The organism is Paenibacillus sp. JJ-100 (assembly GCF_948329825.1).
Lineage (GTDB): Bacteria > Bacillota > Bacilli > Paenibacillales > Paenibacillaceae > Paenibacillus.
In genome coordinates, this window is the sequence record NZ_CAOJCM010000002.1 from 62,068 (window position 1) to 76,363 (window position 14,296).

13 protein-coding genes are annotated in these 14,296 nt (G+C 45.9%); 7 read left to right on the forward strand and 6 right to left on the reverse strand.

Annotated features, from left to right (window positions below):
- Positions 1 to 29: 29 nt before the first annotated feature.
- Positions 30 to 2,183: an alpha-glucuronidase family glycosyl hydrolase gene (locus PQG66_RS06880; protein ID WP_272036658.1), complete on the reverse strand. Its 2,154-nt coding sequence runs from the start codon at positions 2,181 to 2,183 to the stop codon at positions 30 to 32.
- Positions 2,180 to 4,360: a glycoside hydrolase family 52 protein gene (locus PQG66_RS06885; RefSeq protein WP_272036661.1), complete on the reverse strand. Its 2,181-nt coding sequence runs from the start codon at positions 4,358 to 4,360 to the stop codon at positions 2,180 to 2,182. The genes PQG66_RS06880 and PQG66_RS06885 overlap by 4 nt, the downstream gene beginning before the upstream one ends.
- A gap of 211 nt (positions 4,361 to 4,571) precedes the next feature.
- Between PQG66_RS06885 and PQG66_RS06890 the strand changes: the two genes are divergently transcribed.
- The gene (locus PQG66_RS06890) at positions 4,572 to 5,483 is read left to right on the forward strand and encodes an AraC family transcriptional regulator (RefSeq protein WP_272036663.1); all 912 of its coding nucleotides are present in this window, start codon (positions 4,572 to 4,574) and stop codon (positions 5,481 to 5,483) included.
- A 49-nt stretch (positions 5,484 to 5,532) separates the two neighbouring features.
- Here the strand turns inward: PQG66_RS06890 and PQG66_RS06895 are convergent, their stop codons facing one another.
- Together PQG66_RS06895 and PQG66_RS06900 are read right to left on the reverse strand one after the other, a co-directional pair.
- On the reverse strand, positions 5,533 to 6,933 hold the full coding sequence (locus PQG66_RS06895) for an aldehyde dehydrogenase (RefSeq protein ID WP_272036666.1): 1,401 nt from the start codon (positions 6,931 to 6,933) through the stop codon (positions 5,533 to 5,535).
- 109 nt (positions 6,934 to 7,042) lie between these two features.
- The gene (locus tag PQG66_RS06900) at positions 7,043 to 7,348 is read right to left on the reverse strand and encodes an ArsR/SmtB family transcription factor (RefSeq protein ID WP_272036668.1); all 306 of its coding nucleotides are present in this window, start codon (positions 7,346 to 7,348) and stop codon (positions 7,043 to 7,045) included.
- A 226-nt stretch (positions 7,349 to 7,574) separates the two neighbouring features.
- On the opposite strand from PQG66_RS06900, the gene PQG66_RS06905 reads away from it, so the two are divergent.
- From PQG66_RS06905 to PQG66_RS06925, 5 genes are all read left to right on the forward strand, one after another.
- Entirely contained in the window at positions 7,575 to 8,297 is a 723-nt protein-coding gene (locus PQG66_RS06905; RefSeq protein ID WP_442955084.1) for a GntR family transcriptional regulator, read from the forward strand.
- Between the two features lie 66 nt (positions 8,298 to 8,363).
- On the forward strand, positions 8,364 to 9,431 hold the full coding sequence (uxuA, locus tag PQG66_RS06910; protein WP_272036671.1) for a mannonate dehydratase: 1,068 nt from the start codon (positions 8,364 to 8,366) through the stop codon (positions 9,429 to 9,431).
- Positions 9,428 to 10,303 (forward strand): SDR family oxidoreductase, encoded by an 876-nt coding sequence (locus PQG66_RS06915; RefSeq protein ID WP_272036673.1) that lies wholly within the window; start codon positions 9,428 to 9,430, stop codon positions 10,301 to 10,303. Before uxuA ends, PQG66_RS06915 begins: the two co-directional genes overlap by 4 nt.
- A gap of 92 nt (positions 10,304 to 10,395) precedes the next feature.
- On the forward strand, positions 10,396 to 11,151 hold the full coding sequence (locus tag PQG66_RS06920) for a DUF421 domain-containing protein (protein WP_272036675.1): 756 nt from the start codon (positions 10,396 to 10,398) through the stop codon (positions 11,149 to 11,151).
- A 51-nt stretch (positions 11,152 to 11,202) separates the two neighbouring features.
- A complete protein-coding gene (locus PQG66_RS06925) occupies positions 11,203 to 11,574 on the forward strand; it encodes a DUF4363 family protein (RefSeq protein WP_272036677.1) in 372 nt (123 codons plus the stop codon).
- A 122-nt stretch (positions 11,575 to 11,696) separates the two neighbouring features.
- On the opposite strand, the gene PQG66_RS06930 is transcribed toward PQG66_RS06925, so the two are convergent.
- Both PQG66_RS06930 and PQG66_RS06935 read right to left on the reverse strand, forming a co-directional pair.
- A complete protein-coding gene (locus tag PQG66_RS06930; protein ID WP_272036679.1) occupies positions 11,697 to 12,398 on the reverse strand; it encodes a M50 family metallopeptidase in 702 nt (233 codons plus the stop codon).
- 48 nt (positions 12,399 to 12,446) lie between these two features.
- The gene (locus PQG66_RS06935; RefSeq protein ID WP_272036681.1) at positions 12,447 to 12,953 is read right to left on the reverse strand and encodes a hypothetical protein; all 507 of its coding nucleotides are present in this window, start codon (positions 12,951 to 12,953) and stop codon (positions 12,447 to 12,449) included.
- A 212-nt stretch (positions 12,954 to 13,165) separates the two neighbouring features.
- On the opposite strand from PQG66_RS06935, the gene PQG66_RS06940 reads away from it, so the two are divergent.
- Entirely contained in the window at positions 13,166 to 14,212 is a 1,047-nt protein-coding gene (locus PQG66_RS06940) for a permease (protein ID WP_272036682.1), read from the forward strand.
- Positions 14,213 to 14,296: the final 84 nt, after the last annotated feature.

Here is a 14,296-nt window from a genome sequence, read left to right on the forward strand (position 1 = left end):
ACACTGTGCGTTAGCCGTATGCTTATACATTATGAATAGATCTTTCGTGCCTGTTCATCCGCAATTCCGCTCTTGCGATAAAAATACGTATTAATCATATCCCGCCATTCCTTCGCATGTTCGGCCTGTCCTTCTTGCAGAGCAGCAACCTTATCAAAGATAACTGGATCTACTTTTCCCTCCAGCTCTCTCCATGTCTCGGCTAGAGCTTCGGCTTGTGCGGCACCTTCGAAGTGAGTATCGTAAATGTGCTGAATGACCGTTTTACCAGAGTGCAACACATGCGTATACGGAACATGATGGAAAAAGAGAATTAATTCATCGGGACAAGTCTCCAATGATTCGTATTTAGCCTCATTTTCAGGATGATATTGGGAAGTATACCCTGTACCACTCTTCACCGTCCGATCAACCCCAATTCCATGACAGTCGGCAAAGTGATACGTTCCCCATTTGGAATACTCATACCCATCTACATTAGGTCCGTAGTGATGATCCGGGTTCACCATCCAACCCACACCCAGAGGTGCAGTATAGTTTTCGTAGATATCCAAGGAAGATAGCAGCATACCCGTAATCCGCTGAACAACTTGTTCATCATGTCCAAACGTTAATCTTACCCACTCTTCCGCAATGTCTTCCGCTGAAAGTTCGGGATTCCACCCCAGTCTGCCATATCCGTACAGATTCGCTTGAGCCAAAGGATGTCCCGTCCAACTCGCATCCGCACCAATGTTGGATACAGCAGCGAACCCGCTATAAGGACGCTGATAGAGCGAACCATCTGCAATACGTTTGATCTCTGAACCCTTACCCTTAGCGTAGGTCTCGAAATCCAAAACGTCTTTCCACTGGGGCACAAGATAAGCCAGATGTCGCTGCTGCCCCGTGTATTCCTGTGTAATCTGGAACTCAATGACTTGATTCGTCTTCTCCATCGCTCCAAATAGAGGTGATACCGCTTCTCTGACCTGAAAATCCATCGGCCCATTTTTGATCTGCAAAATAACATTGTCCGCAAATCGTCCATCCAGCGGTTTAAAGTGATCATACGCCGCACGAGCCCTGTCTGTAGATCGATCTCGCCAGTCTTGTTTACAGTTGTAAACGAAACAGCGCCAGATTACCAGCCCGCCAAACGGACGGAGTGCTTCAGCTAACATGTTCGCGCCATCTGCATGATCTCGGTTATATGTGAACGGCCCAGGACGATTTTCAGAATCAGCCTTAATCAGGTATCCACCAAAATCCGGAATCGCAGCGTATACCTTCGCCGTTTGAATGTTCCACCACTCTCGCACCTGTTGATCCAGTGGATCAGCGGTTGGCAGACCACCAACTTCGATTGGACTCGCATAATTGGCACTAAGAAACAAGCGAATACCGTAAGCTCTGAACTCAGCGGCTACCTTCGCAACGTCTCCCAGGTAACGTTCTGTCAGAAACAGACTCTCTTGCTTGTGCACATTAACGTTGTTTATAGATATCGCATTAATACCGGTTGAAGCTAGTAATCGGGCATAATCTCGAATCCGTCCTAAATCTTGTGAGAACTCGCCATTTTCATAAAAAATAGAACGCCCGGCATATCCCCGCTCGATACTGCCATCCACATTATCCCACTGATTAATCATGCGCAGCTGGTTTACAGGCTGCTCTTGAAATGCAATTGGCCTTTTCTCCACATTTAATGTGGAATCGGCCTTACCACTCGTAACCCCTGGATTTAACGTCAGTTCACGAAGTAAGTGAAACACAGCATACAGAATACCTTGCGGTGTTTCAGAACCAATCACCAGCTCATGGAGAGACTCATCTTCACGAATAAGGTAACCCTCACCGTGCACAGCAGAACGTTCCGCGTCTGTGAACGCATTGACCACAGATTCGCTCCCGGCCCAAGTGCCGAGTCGAATGGCAGGATTACGTTCCTTCTGCTCAGCATTCTGTTCCTCTGCATTGCAGAGTACAGGCTCTTCCCCGTATAACTTGCGAAGCCCCAGCTTGAGCTCAGTAAGTGCAGTGTCAATGATTGGATGATGTTCCTGTACATCAATCAGCCTGCTCCAGAGAGGAGCTGCCGTTCTTGTAGCCCCGTTCGTTCCTGGTAATGCAGCATGATAACCTAACCAAGCATCATACTGGGGACCGGACAGACTGGAGTGAATGGTCGTCTGACTCATTGCACAACCTCCTTTTTGGCATAGATCTCTGTAAGAGCATTACCTTTACCTTCAAGCAGCCACAGGATTGACGTTACGCCGCGTGGATAATACTTGCTGCCCACTGCAACACCGGATAAAATCTGGTCACTCCAGCACCAATAGGATTCCTCCGGATGAAGCAGCCACTTCACGTGAGCTGCGTCTGCTGCTTTTCCAGTCTCATCCCACTCCACACCCAGAATCTCACGGGTAATAAATTGGGACAAGTAAATCTTACTCAACCAGGAATTGTTGCTTGTGGAAGACAGCTTCCAGCCTCCATCTTCAAACAGGCATGTTCCAGGAACAAGTACAGTTTGAAGATGCGTGTACAGCGCCTTGATATAAGATCCGAATCGACCATTCAGATCAAGTGCCGCTACGCAACCTGTAAAATAAGGGAATACCAGACCTTCAATCGCTGGAATGATACGTGAATCATTATTTTCCGCAATAACTGCTGGAATGTATCCTCCATCGGTCAACTGAGCGGCAACACTTGCTGCACAGCGATCGGCTTGTTTTCCTGCCTGATGAGACAGTTCTAACAGCTTCTCGGCAGCAAACAGTTTCTCCAGTGCAACATACACGGCCCAGCATTTACCAGCAGGGTAAATATTATTACGCGACTGCCCGAGGGATACGTCCAGACTATCATACGTAGTAATCTCTGCCCCGCCCTGTGTACGGCTGCTATCCAGGCCCATCAAACCGTTACGTTGATCCTCTTCAGGATGGTCGCGGTTAAGCATACTTTGGAAGCATTCCTGAATAACCGGCAGCATCGCTTGGACAAACTCCCGATCCTGCGTCTGCTCAATGTATACTGTTGCGCAGCAGAGCCAGTTCACCAGCTCTTCATGACTCATCTGGGAGAAGCAATCGTCGATACCGACCAGTTCATATGCAGAGTGACCCGGACGAGAGAATACATTGGCAATGCCGATATCATGCGTAAACGTAATTCCGCCAGGATATAACTTCTCTTCTCCCGGGAAACGAACCTGATCTGTATAGCTGTAACGCTTCACGAACCACTCCAGCTCGTTACGTACCGTCCAAGGATTGAGGGCAAGCTCAAAGTACAACTGGTCTGCAGTCAGGTCCAGCGTATTCATCATCCGGTATTCCCCTTCATTCACAATCCAGAGCGGTTCTCCATCTGCATCCAGCAACTGAGTACTCGCATAGTAGCTATGAATAGAATGGGCAAGCATAAAGGACTGATCCTCACTCAATGCTGCCGTTCCAAGACGTTGATCAACTTCAGCACATGAAGCAGTCAGGGCATCAAAGCGATTCAACGCATACTCACCCGCCTCTAAAATATCAGCAAAGTAGCGTGTGTACCAATACGTCGTATCCATTCCAGTGGTTACAATCCCACCGCGGTAGAAACATACAGCGAATTGGAATGTGCGTTTCTCACCAGCCGGCACTTCCATCAGCAATACAGAGGTAGCCCCCAAGCCAAAGGCCAGATTATCCCGATGTTTTTCCTCCAGAATCTTCTCAAGCGTAAATCCACGCGCAGGCCACAGTCCCTCGTTTTTGGACACGATAGCTGTCAACCGGCCTTGTCCAACCCCTGTCAACGTTCCACCCTCTGGTCCGCCGATCAAACGCATTGCAGAATACGGATCGCTACCTTGATAACCAAAGTAAGCATTGCGTGTTTTCTCACCTTGACTGTTGTCTATCGTCATTTCAACCAATACAGCAGGCACGAGGGCATCCATAAGCGCTTCACGGTCAGAACTCTTCGGGTGCGGAACTGGACGTACAGGTGAATAGATGCGGAATTCAAGATCCCCTGCTGTCCACGTATCTGTACTTGAGGTGAACTCCCGAGTAATGTCTTCATCCCGAAAAGCCGAGATTAGCGGCTGGGCCCCTGCACCGTCCGCCTGATTTTCGTTGCCCAGCTTCTCCACATCATAACGGCTGCTCTCATCCTCACTTGCCTCATAAAAAGGCAACGCCTGATAATGCTCTTCATCACGAGCCTGTAATCCAATATATACGTTCTGGTCAGCTGGCTTGCCAAGTTCGAGACCCAGTCCGCCTTTAGCCCCTTTATAACCTAGCGTGAAACTGGCAAATGCACCAATTGGCGCGTGATGCGCGTTATAAAAAATAGATCTGGATGTGCTCAATCTTCATAGCCCCTCTCGGAATAAGATATGCATGCGTTTTCATTAGCCTCATCCTATCATGCACTGCCCGTCCAGACCATGAACAAATCAATCGGATATTTACCCAAATCAAGCTGAAACATGATAAAATATAAAGCGGTTACAATCTTAAATTGTAAAGGATCTCTTCTCTACATACACATAACATGAACTAACGTAAGGAGGAAATCATATGTCTTCCACCTACTTACCTCCCAATCTAGGAGAAAGTGTGCATGAAATTTTTTACCCCGATGTGCAAACGACTGTCAATCTGTTCGCCATCCATCTGCGCAGTGTCGGAACCGATTGGGACTATCCGGCGCATGAGCATCCTCAGTATGAGCTTAATTACGTCACAGAGGGTGTGCAGTATATGACGATCAACGGTACTTTATATGTTCAGAACGCCGGTGAACTGCTGTTGATCCCTCCGGGAAGCGTGCATTCCAGTCAAAGCCGGAACGGAAAAGACTTCACCTATTTCTGTATGCATTTTGATATTGATGATCAGCTGTTTCTCTCCCTTCTGGCTCGAATCAAACAAGTGTTATTCAGTGCGGACAGTCTGGTTACTCAGCAGATTGAACCGGTGCTACATAAGCTGATGTCCTCTGCACCAGATCAATCACCCAATGCGATGGTCCAACGTATGCAGCTGCAATCGGCTGTATTTGAGCTATTTGGTCATCTGTGGGAGACTGTCTCTCAGGAAGCAGCACAGACGTTCACCAATGGTTACGAGCGAATGGAACTGGCGCATCAGATTCGGAACCGTCTGCAAGGGCTAATGAGCCAGCAATTCAAACAAGGAGATGAAACGGGCAGTCACTATGGTATTGATGACATCGCCGCAGAGCTGGGTATCAGTCCTTCCCATTGCAATCGGGTATTCAAGCAGGTGTTTGGCCAGTCGCCTCGTACATTCCTATCCCAAATGGTGCTGCATGAGGCCAAAGTTCTACTGGGCAATCCGCAGCTTTCTGTGCAAAATATAGCGGTAATGCTCGGGTATAAAGATATCGCTCATTTCAGCCGTCAATTCAAGCGATGGTCCGGCAAGTCCCCTTCGCAATACAGACAGGAACAGCCTGCCCTGGATTAAACTCCAGTGACAGGCTGTTTTTAGTTATTGAATGTTGAATGTATGTTCATCATTTCAGCAAACGTTTGATCAGCTTCAGCTTATTATTATAAGGAGGATATAAGATGGGCGGATTAACTTTAGTGCTCTTTTTCAAAATACTTTTCATATGGGAAAAGGTCTCGAAGCTATACCGTCCGTGGTACGAACCAATTCCAGAATGGCCTACGCCTCCAAATGGCAATCGCGAATTAGCCACATGAGTAATCGTATCGTTAATGCATCCTCCGCCAAAAGAAACTTCATTTAACACTTTGTCCTGAACGGTTGAATCGGAGGTGAATAAATACAGAGCAAGCGGCTTAGGACGTTTAATGATTTCTCCAATTGCTTCATCCAAGTCACTATAGCTGATAATCGGTAAAATGGGCCCAAAAATCTCATCTTCCATCGTAGCTGCATTCCACGACTCAGCATCGATTAATGTAGGCTCAATATAACGATCCTTCTCATCGGAGGCTCCTCCAAAGATCAACTTATCCTGATCTCGCTCGATGAGTGTAGTCAAACGTTTAAAGTGTGATTTGTTCACGATACGCCCATAATCCTTATTATTTTGAATGTCTGTTCCGAAGAAGGCCACAATAGCTGTTTTCATAGCTTCAATCAAAGGCTGTTTCACACGCTCATGTACGAGCAAGTAATCAGGTGCAATACAAGTCTGCCCTGTGTTAAGCAATTTGCCCCACATAATACGTTCAGCAGCGACTTGGATATCAGCCTGCTCATCGACGATGACAGGACTTTTCCCTCCAAGTTCTAACGTAACAGGAACGAGATTTTTGGCCGCGGCCTCCATCACGATCTTACCTACGGGTACACTACCTGTAAAAAAGATATAGTCGAAGGGTGCATGAATAAGTGCTGTCGTTGTGTCTTTTGCCCCTTCAACCACTTGTACGTATTCTGGCTCGAATACTTCACCAATCAGCTCCCGGACAACAGCCGATACGGCTGGAGTGTTTTCTGAAGCTTTGAGCACCGCCGTATTACCTGCCGCAATTGCGCCGACAAGAGGTTCAATGAGGAGTTGAAATGGATAATTAAATGGGCCAATAATTAACACCGTTCCATAAGGCTCAGGGAGGATATAACTTTTGGAGCCCAGAAGTGCTGCTTGTGTCTTGACTTTGACAGGTTTTACCCATTTTTTAATTTTGCGAATAGTGTGTTTGATGCTGTCCATCATAAATCCGATCTCTGTCGTGTAGGATTCGAATTCACTTTTCCCTAAATCTTGATACAGTGCTTGGGTCAGCTTAGGTTCATATCTCTGTATGGCTTCCTTTAAACGGGTTAGACGTTCGATTCTCGTATCTGCTGAACGGGTAATCCCTGTTCGATAAAATGTCCGTTGTTTCTCAAGAATAACATGCACATCTTCTGTGGTAAGTTCCTGAAACGTGGTCATAGAGGCCGTGCTCCCTTTTCTCGTTATTGATGAAACGTTTAAACTGACGAACCAATAAAACACATGCCTGGGCATGTTGTTGTTTTTAGTAGATGGATATTCACACCAATTATTTCAGACATTCTTCTTCCAACGCAGCGACAAGTTCTTTCAACAAATCGACTGAAGCGCGGAGTGAAGCAGAATAGTAACGCTGTGTGCCCTTCTGTTCCACTGAAATCAGACCTTTTTCAAGTAGCAGCTTCAGATGGTGGGATATTGCGGGACGAGACAGCGTGGATTGCTCCGTAATTTCATTCACTGTCATTTTGCCTTTTTCACTGAGCATCAGCAAAATAGATTGACGATGGTTGTCGCTCAGCACCTGAAAGAGTGGAATACAATCCTGAAAAATGCTTAGTGCCTTATGACTCATAACTACACCTCAATTGTCTTTCGTTTAGTCCATTGTTCTCAATAATTTCAATTCGTTTAAACATACGAACCTAATAAGTGGATTTTACATCTTTTTGAATTCCTCCGCAAGTCATATTCACCTAACCCAACTCTTTCATCTTAAGATAATTATAAAAATAAAACGCTTCCACACTGACATACTTGTATGGTAGTATGGCAATGAAGGGGTTGAAGTTGTGGATCATATTCCTAAATTATCATCCAAAGCCGGCTTATCACCACCGTCAAGTCCTCACTCTGCGCTAATTAAGCAATCCTACTCGGTACGTGATTTGGTCTATGACACGCTGAAGCAACAGATTTTGAGTCTCAAGCTACCTCCAGGCACAGCCATATCGGAGAAAGAAATCGCTCTGGATTTTCAGGTTAGCCGGACTCCTGTGCGTGAGAGTTTTGTCAGATTGGCTCAGGAAGGTCTGCTGGAAGTGTATCCGCAGCGTGGGACGTATGTCTCCCTCATTCAAGTTGATCTGGTTGAAGAAGCTCGATTTATGCGTGAGCAACTTGAACGGGCCGTCATTCGTTTGGCATGCTCACACTTTCCAGCTGAACAGTTCACCACTCTCGAACAAAATTTAACGCAACAACAGCAATGTCAGCACGAACCGGATGATGGGCGTATGTTTCAATTGGATGAGGAGTTCCATAGCACTCTATTTGCAGGCTGTAATAAGAGCAAAACCTGGACTGTGATTGAACAGATGAGTGTGCATTTGAATCGAAGCCGGATGCTTCGCCTCTCTTCGAATCATCATTGGGATCACCTGATTGAGCAGCACAGATCAATGGTCCAGGCGATTCAGCAGCAAAATGCAGAGAAAGCAGAACATCTGATGCAGGAGCATCTTCGCCAAACCGTAACGGACTTGGCTGTTCTGCGGAGTACATATCCTTCTTATTTTCAATAAGTTACGTTCTAATGCTTCTACATCACAAGCTATGCTGCTTCCACTAATCATGATGAGGTGAATGGAATGAAGATGGTTTTTCGCTGGTTTGGTGAAGGCAACGATACAGTGTCACTGGATCATATCCGGCAAATCCCTGGAGTTGAAGGTATTGTATGGGCGCTGCACGATGTTCCTGCAGGTGAAGAGTGGCCTATGGAAAAAATACTTGCTGTAAAGGCAGCTGCGGACAAAGCAGGGCTTCACCTGGATGTCGTAGAGAGCGTAAACATCCATGAAGACATCAAGCTCGGATTACCTTCACGGGACAAATACATTACCAATTACATTCGAACAATGGAAAAGCTCGCTCAGGTAGGCGTGAAAGTAATCTGTTATAACTTCATGCCGATCTTTGACTGGTTACGTACCGATATGCACAAAGAAATGGAAGATGGATCAACAGCCCTCTTCTATGAGAGTAGCAGATTGCATAACATTGAACCGCTCGAGTTGGTTCGCAAAATCACCGAAAATACGGACCTCACAATGCCAGGTTGGGAACCAGAGCGGTTGCAATATCTGTCAGGCTTATTCGAAGCCTATAAAGATGTGACCGAAGAAGACATGTGGGAGAATGCACGTTACTTCTTACAAGAAATCATCCCTGCTGCGGAGCGTCTTGGCATTCGAATGGCGATCCATCCCGATGATCCACCATGGCCGATATTTGGTTTACCTAAGATCATTATCAGTCAAGATAATCTTCGCAGATACCTGAATCTGTATGATAGTCCGGCGAACAGTGTAACCTTGTGCAGTGGGTCTCTAGGAGCGAATCCCGACAATGATATCATTGGTATGATTCACGAGTTCAAAGATCGAATTCCATTTGCGCACATTCGTAATGTGAAGGTCTATGATAATGGTGACTTTATTGAGACCTCTCACCGTAGTCAAGACGGTAGTGTGGATATCGCGGGTGTTGTCGAAGCCTATCATGATATTGGTTTTGAAGGTTACGCAAGACCCGACCATGGCCGACATCTATGGGGTGAACAATGCAGACCAGGATATGGGCTGTATGATCGAGCTCTTGGAATTATGTATCTCTGGGGTGTGTGGGATTCATTGCAAAGGAGGGCTAAAGCATGAGCGATCACAACGTGAACCTTAATCTGGAGCGAACTACTCGCCTTGAAGGCAAAACGGCTGTTATCACCGGAGGTGCAGGTGTCTTATGCCGCTCGATGGCCGTAGAACTCGCAAGACATGGCGCTAAGGTAGCTATTTTGAACCGGACGGCATCTAAAGGTCAGGAGGTTGCGTCTGCAATTGAACAAGCAGGCGGCCGAGCCATTGCCGTTGCCTGTGACGTCACCCAAGCAGAAAGTGTACAAACTGCGGCCGATATCGTCCGTGAAGAGCTTGGTCCATGTGACTTATTAATTAATGGTGCAGGCGGTAATCATGCTAGTGCCAATACAACGAATGAAATTTTCAGATTGGAAGATCTCGACAATCCCGAAGTGACCACTTTTTTTGATGTTAGCGTCGAGGGATTTCGGCAGGTGATGGATCTGAATTTTATCGGGTCCCTCATCCCTACTCAAATATTTGCCAAACATATGATTGAGCGTGATGCACCTGCTACCGTTATCAATATATCGTCTATGAGTGCCCCATCTCCTATGACAAAAGTGCCTGCGTATAGTGCTGCCAAGGCAGCAATAAACAATTTTACACAGTGGCTCGCCGTTCATCTTGCGGAATCCGGAATTCGGGTCAATGCAATTGCGCCAGGCTTCTTCTTGACCGAACAGAACCGCAACTTGCTCCTGAATTCAGACGGCTCACCTACAGAGCGTTCCAGCAAAATTATTGCGCATACACCCATGCGTCGTTTTGGTAAACCGGAGGATCTACTCGGTACGTTAATGTGGCTTGCAGATGAAAAACAGTCGAGCTTCGTGACGGGTATCGTTGTGCCTGTTGATGGCGGATTCATGGCTTATTCCGGCGTGTAGACTCACCAACCGAACCTTGTGATCTGATCACGGGGTTCGGTTTTTTACATTCAACCAATGAAGAATAAGTTCGTATTTAATGGGCAAGGATTGTGGATGTAGAGGATGGTGATCTGTACATGATGGAGGAAACTACGGTCGTTGCTGTTCGAGCAATAATCGCTTTTCTTACTTTGATTATCTATACACGGGTCTTAGGAAAGCAACAAATGGGCAACCTGACCTATTTCGATTATATTAACGGTATTACCATCGGTTCCATAGCCGGTACGTTTGCAACGAATTTGTCGTCCAAAGCATGGATTCATTTTGTGGCACTTACCATCTTCACCTTAATCACGATCCTATTTCAATACATTACGCTGAAAAGCCCAGCCTTCTCCCTCATTATGGATTCCAATCCCACGCTGGTTATTCAGAACGGCAAAATTCTGGAGCAAAATCTGAATAAAATGAGAGTGAAATTCGACGAACTCACGATGATGCTGCGGCAAAAAGATGTATTCGATATAACAACGGTCGACTACGGCATTCTGGAACCCGATGGTACCCTCTCCATTGCGCTAAAACCAGAGAATCAGCCTGTAACCGCAAGTGATATGCATATGCACCCGCCCACTCAGAAGCTCATGACCGAGCTTATTATTGACGGTGTCCTGATGAAAGAAAAACTAGCAGAGCGGAATAAGGACAATCGATGGTTAACAGAGCAATTGAAGAAACAAAACCTGTCGATTCAGGACATTGCATTTGCTGCTATTTTACCAAACGACAAGTTATATATTGATTTGTACAAAGATCATGTAACTGATAAGTCCGTAACAGATCAAAATAAGGTTCATAAATAATGCTCTTCGTTGATCAGAACATTCTCCAGACCTGTGCCGGGAGGTTAGCAAATGAAAAAGAAGACATGGCTGCTCTATGCGATCCCGATCCTCATGCTGCTACTGTTCATTTCGATCATGGTTAGCGGCCCGATGCTCAAAAAACCTCTTGGCAAACACGATCGATTACTTGAATCAGTACACTTGCTGGAGAAGCAGGTACAAGAAAAACAGTGGACTCAAGCCAAAGCTCAGGTGGATTATGCGATGCACGCTTGGGATCGGATCGTCAATCGTATACAATTCAGCGTGGAGCGAGAAAGTATCTATGACATTTTGGGCGCACTTGCACGGATGAAAGGTGGCATTGCAGCCAAAGATGATCAGGCGATCTTGGAGGAAATATATTACTTTTATGCGTTATGGGACAATCTTGGAAATTAGTTTGATGTAGTAGTTGATGTAGTTCACACTGCTGCAAAGGGATAAATATAACATATAAAAAAGCACCTTCTTTTGGAGAAAGAAAGTGCTTTTTATTCGTCCGACAAACTATTTCCATCATTCTATGCTCTGTTTAAACTACGAGATTTCGGCGCTCTTGCCGTACCCTCTTTGCGGAAGAAAAGAGTGAGAGCTCCCTTTGCACACCATAAGGCAAACAAAGCAAACAACGTGCCCCAGAATAGAGAAGGCAGAAATGTCTGTTGTGCCAGATTGGCAGCGTCTCCAGCCTGAGATGGACGAGTCCAAGACATCCAGCCGACATATAACGCACTGAGGACCGACTCTTCGAGTGTAATAAAGGCCAGTAGCAGATAGTAATACTTTGCGATTTTGACTCCAAAAATCATAATAACGACATTCAAGGCGATAAATCCGGTCAACCACAACATGCCGAATTCCCCTCTGACATACAATAACAGAGACACGAGGGCCACAGCTGTCATTATTCCCAATCCCCACATGTGCTGGCCTTTACGGTACAGATAAAATAACAACCATGCAAAAAGTGATGCACCAATGTAACCTGCCAGTGAAACAAATATCGCTCTCCCCGATGTCAGCATAGACGAATATGTTACACCGCTATGGTCTGCATACAATTCGATTCGCAACACCTTCCCCGATAAAACTAGCGTCATTAGAGCATGAGCGAATTCATGAATCATTGTATCCAGATTACGAAACAAAGACGAGAACGGGATAAATCGGGTCAGGAATACAGAGGCCATGAGAAAAAGTATCGTTTTGAGCCACTTATTCATACTACGGTCAGACCTCCTTACCTTCAATATAAGAGCCTATCCCATGTACTACGTCAGGTTTCCCTGCTTCGTTCCGCTTTTAAAGTCTGAAGCACACTGCTCGATCCACCAACAGAAACTCCGATTATGTCCAATGAAAAATGAAGACAGATCATATCGTCCACGCCCTGTCTCCAATGTAACCAGTAATCGATTTCGCATTCGCAGAAGTGCATAGCGTACAAACTGCTCGGCTGCTCGGCTCTGGATCAGTGTTACATATGCATATAGTGAATGATCGACAGGTTCATCCAGCGGACTAACACCAGCACAGGAAAACTCGGTCTCCACCCCTGCTTCCTCCAGCAGGCTCAGTGTGCGAACCAGTTCTACATCGACCTCTATCCCATTCCATATCGCAGTCCGTTTGGGCAACACAGTTCGTTTATCCCGTTCTGTCCAGTGCAGGAGTTCCTGTTTTCGCCTTCTCCACAGATGAGCAGGCTGTTCACTCAACAACAGTTCCTGCTCCTCAAATTCTTCATGTACGTTCATCATGTTCCTCCAGATCTGCATATCCGATATTCTCCTTCAACAAAAGAACACAGTCCTGTACTCTCTGCATTGCAAGAGACAAACGGATCTTCGTGTTCGTTCATTGGCACGTTGTTATATTGTACCTTTTTCAGTACCAAGCATCAAATAAGATGAAGGAAGCAGATCGATGTATGTTGTGACAAGTACAAGCATATATTTTAGCAATGTTGTAATAACGGAGGTCTTTATTCATGAGAATGGCAGCTAGTCTGAAGCTCCTAACCTTCATCGTTCCGTTTGCGTTTCTGGTTCCGGTAACCATTGCATTGGCCCCTGATCTGAACAAGATCTGGAATAGCGAAGCGCTACAGAATATAAAAACGGTATTTGTCAGCATTTTTCTGGAAGCGGCCCCCTTTTTGTTAATGGGTGTTCTGTTGTCCTCTCTTATGCAGTGGTTCGTATCCGAAGAGATGGTACGTAGACTCACTCCTAAACATCCTGTTGGCGGTGTACTCGTGGCCGGATTGCTCGGATTGATCTTTCCGATCTGTGAATGCGGAATGATCCCCGTTGTGCGGCGTCTTATGCATAAAGGCATGCCCGCGTACATTGCAGTGACATTCATATTAAGCGGACCTGTCGTGAACCCGATTGTGTTTACTGCAACGTTGCTGGCTTTTCCTAATCATCCAGAGATCACTGTTGCTCGCATGGGATTGGCTTTTGCTGTAGCAGCTGCTGTTGGAGGGCTAGTGTATTTGTTCGTTAAACATAATCCTCTGCGCATACCCAACGTTGCGGCAGTCGAAGTAAAGACACACCCTGGTTTCAGGATGGCTTCTTCTCCGTCCCAACAAACTACAGATGCTCATCAGCATCATCACACACATCCCAAGAGCTGGCGTAGCTTTTTCATTCATGCTGGAGACGAGTTTGTGGATATGAGTAAATATCTGGTGATTGGTGCCTTGATTACAGCTTGTATCCAGACCTTTGTCAGCCGAAGTGACTTGATTTCACTGGGTAACGGTCCTGTAGCGTCTTATGTTTTTATGATGGGCTTTGCTTATGTATTGTCTTTATGTTCCACCTCAGATGCTTTTGTTGCTTCCGCTTTCTCCCATACGTTTGCTTTAGGTCCACTGATTTCCTTCCTTGTACTCGGACCGATGTTGGATCTCAAGAGCACATTGATGCTGCTCTCTACCTTCCGCACCCGCTTCGTCATCGGAGTATGCCTGGCCATCGTATTCTTCGTATTTGCGGGGTCATGGCTTGTGAACTTTTTAGGATAATAGATCCAAAATATATTAATCCCATGAATCATTCATATCATTAACTACTTTATACCCGTAATTTCATCCACTCATTAAATTGCT

What these genes read in the sequence shown, in the direction of transcription:
- uxuA (WP_272036671.1), top strand. Translation starts at nt 8,364, where the DNA reads ATGAAGATGGTTTTTCGCTGGTTTGGTGAAGGCAACGATACAGTGTCA.
- PQG66_RS06895 (WP_272036666.1), bottom strand. Translation starts at nt 6,933, where the DNA reads ATGACCACGTTTCAGGAACTTACCACAGAAGATGTGCATGTTATTCTT.
- PQG66_RS06925 (WP_272036677.1), top strand. Translation starts at nt 11,203, where the DNA reads ATGAAAAAGAAGACATGGCTGCTCTATGCGATCCCGATCCTCATGCTG.
- PQG66_RS06930 (WP_272036679.1), bottom strand. Translation starts at nt 12,398, where the DNA reads ATGAATAAGTGGCTCAAAACGATACTTTTTCTCATGGCCTCTGTATTC.
- PQG66_RS06915 (WP_272036673.1), top strand. Translation starts at nt 9,428, where the DNA reads ATGAGCGATCACAACGTGAACCTTAATCTGGAGCGAACTACTCGCCTT.
- PQG66_RS06940 (WP_272036682.1), top strand. Translation starts at nt 13,166, where the DNA reads ATGAGAATGGCAGCTAGTCTGAAGCTCCTAACCTTCATCGTTCCGTTT.
- PQG66_RS06890 (WP_272036663.1), top strand. Translation starts at nt 4,572, where the DNA reads ATGTCTTCCACCTACTTACCTCCCAATCTAGGAGAAAGTGTGCATGAA.
- PQG66_RS06900 (WP_272036668.1), bottom strand. Translation starts at nt 7,348, where the DNA reads ATGAGTCATAAGGCACTAAGCATTTTTCAGGATTGTATTCCACTCTTT.
- PQG66_RS06935 (WP_272036681.1), bottom strand. Translation starts at nt 12,953, where the DNA reads ATGCAGATCTGGAGGAACATGATGAACGTACATGAAGAATTTGAGGAG.
- PQG66_RS06880 (WP_272036658.1), bottom strand. Translation starts at nt 2,183, where the DNA reads ATGAGTCAGACGACCATTCACTCCAGTCTGTCCGGTCCCCAGTATGAT.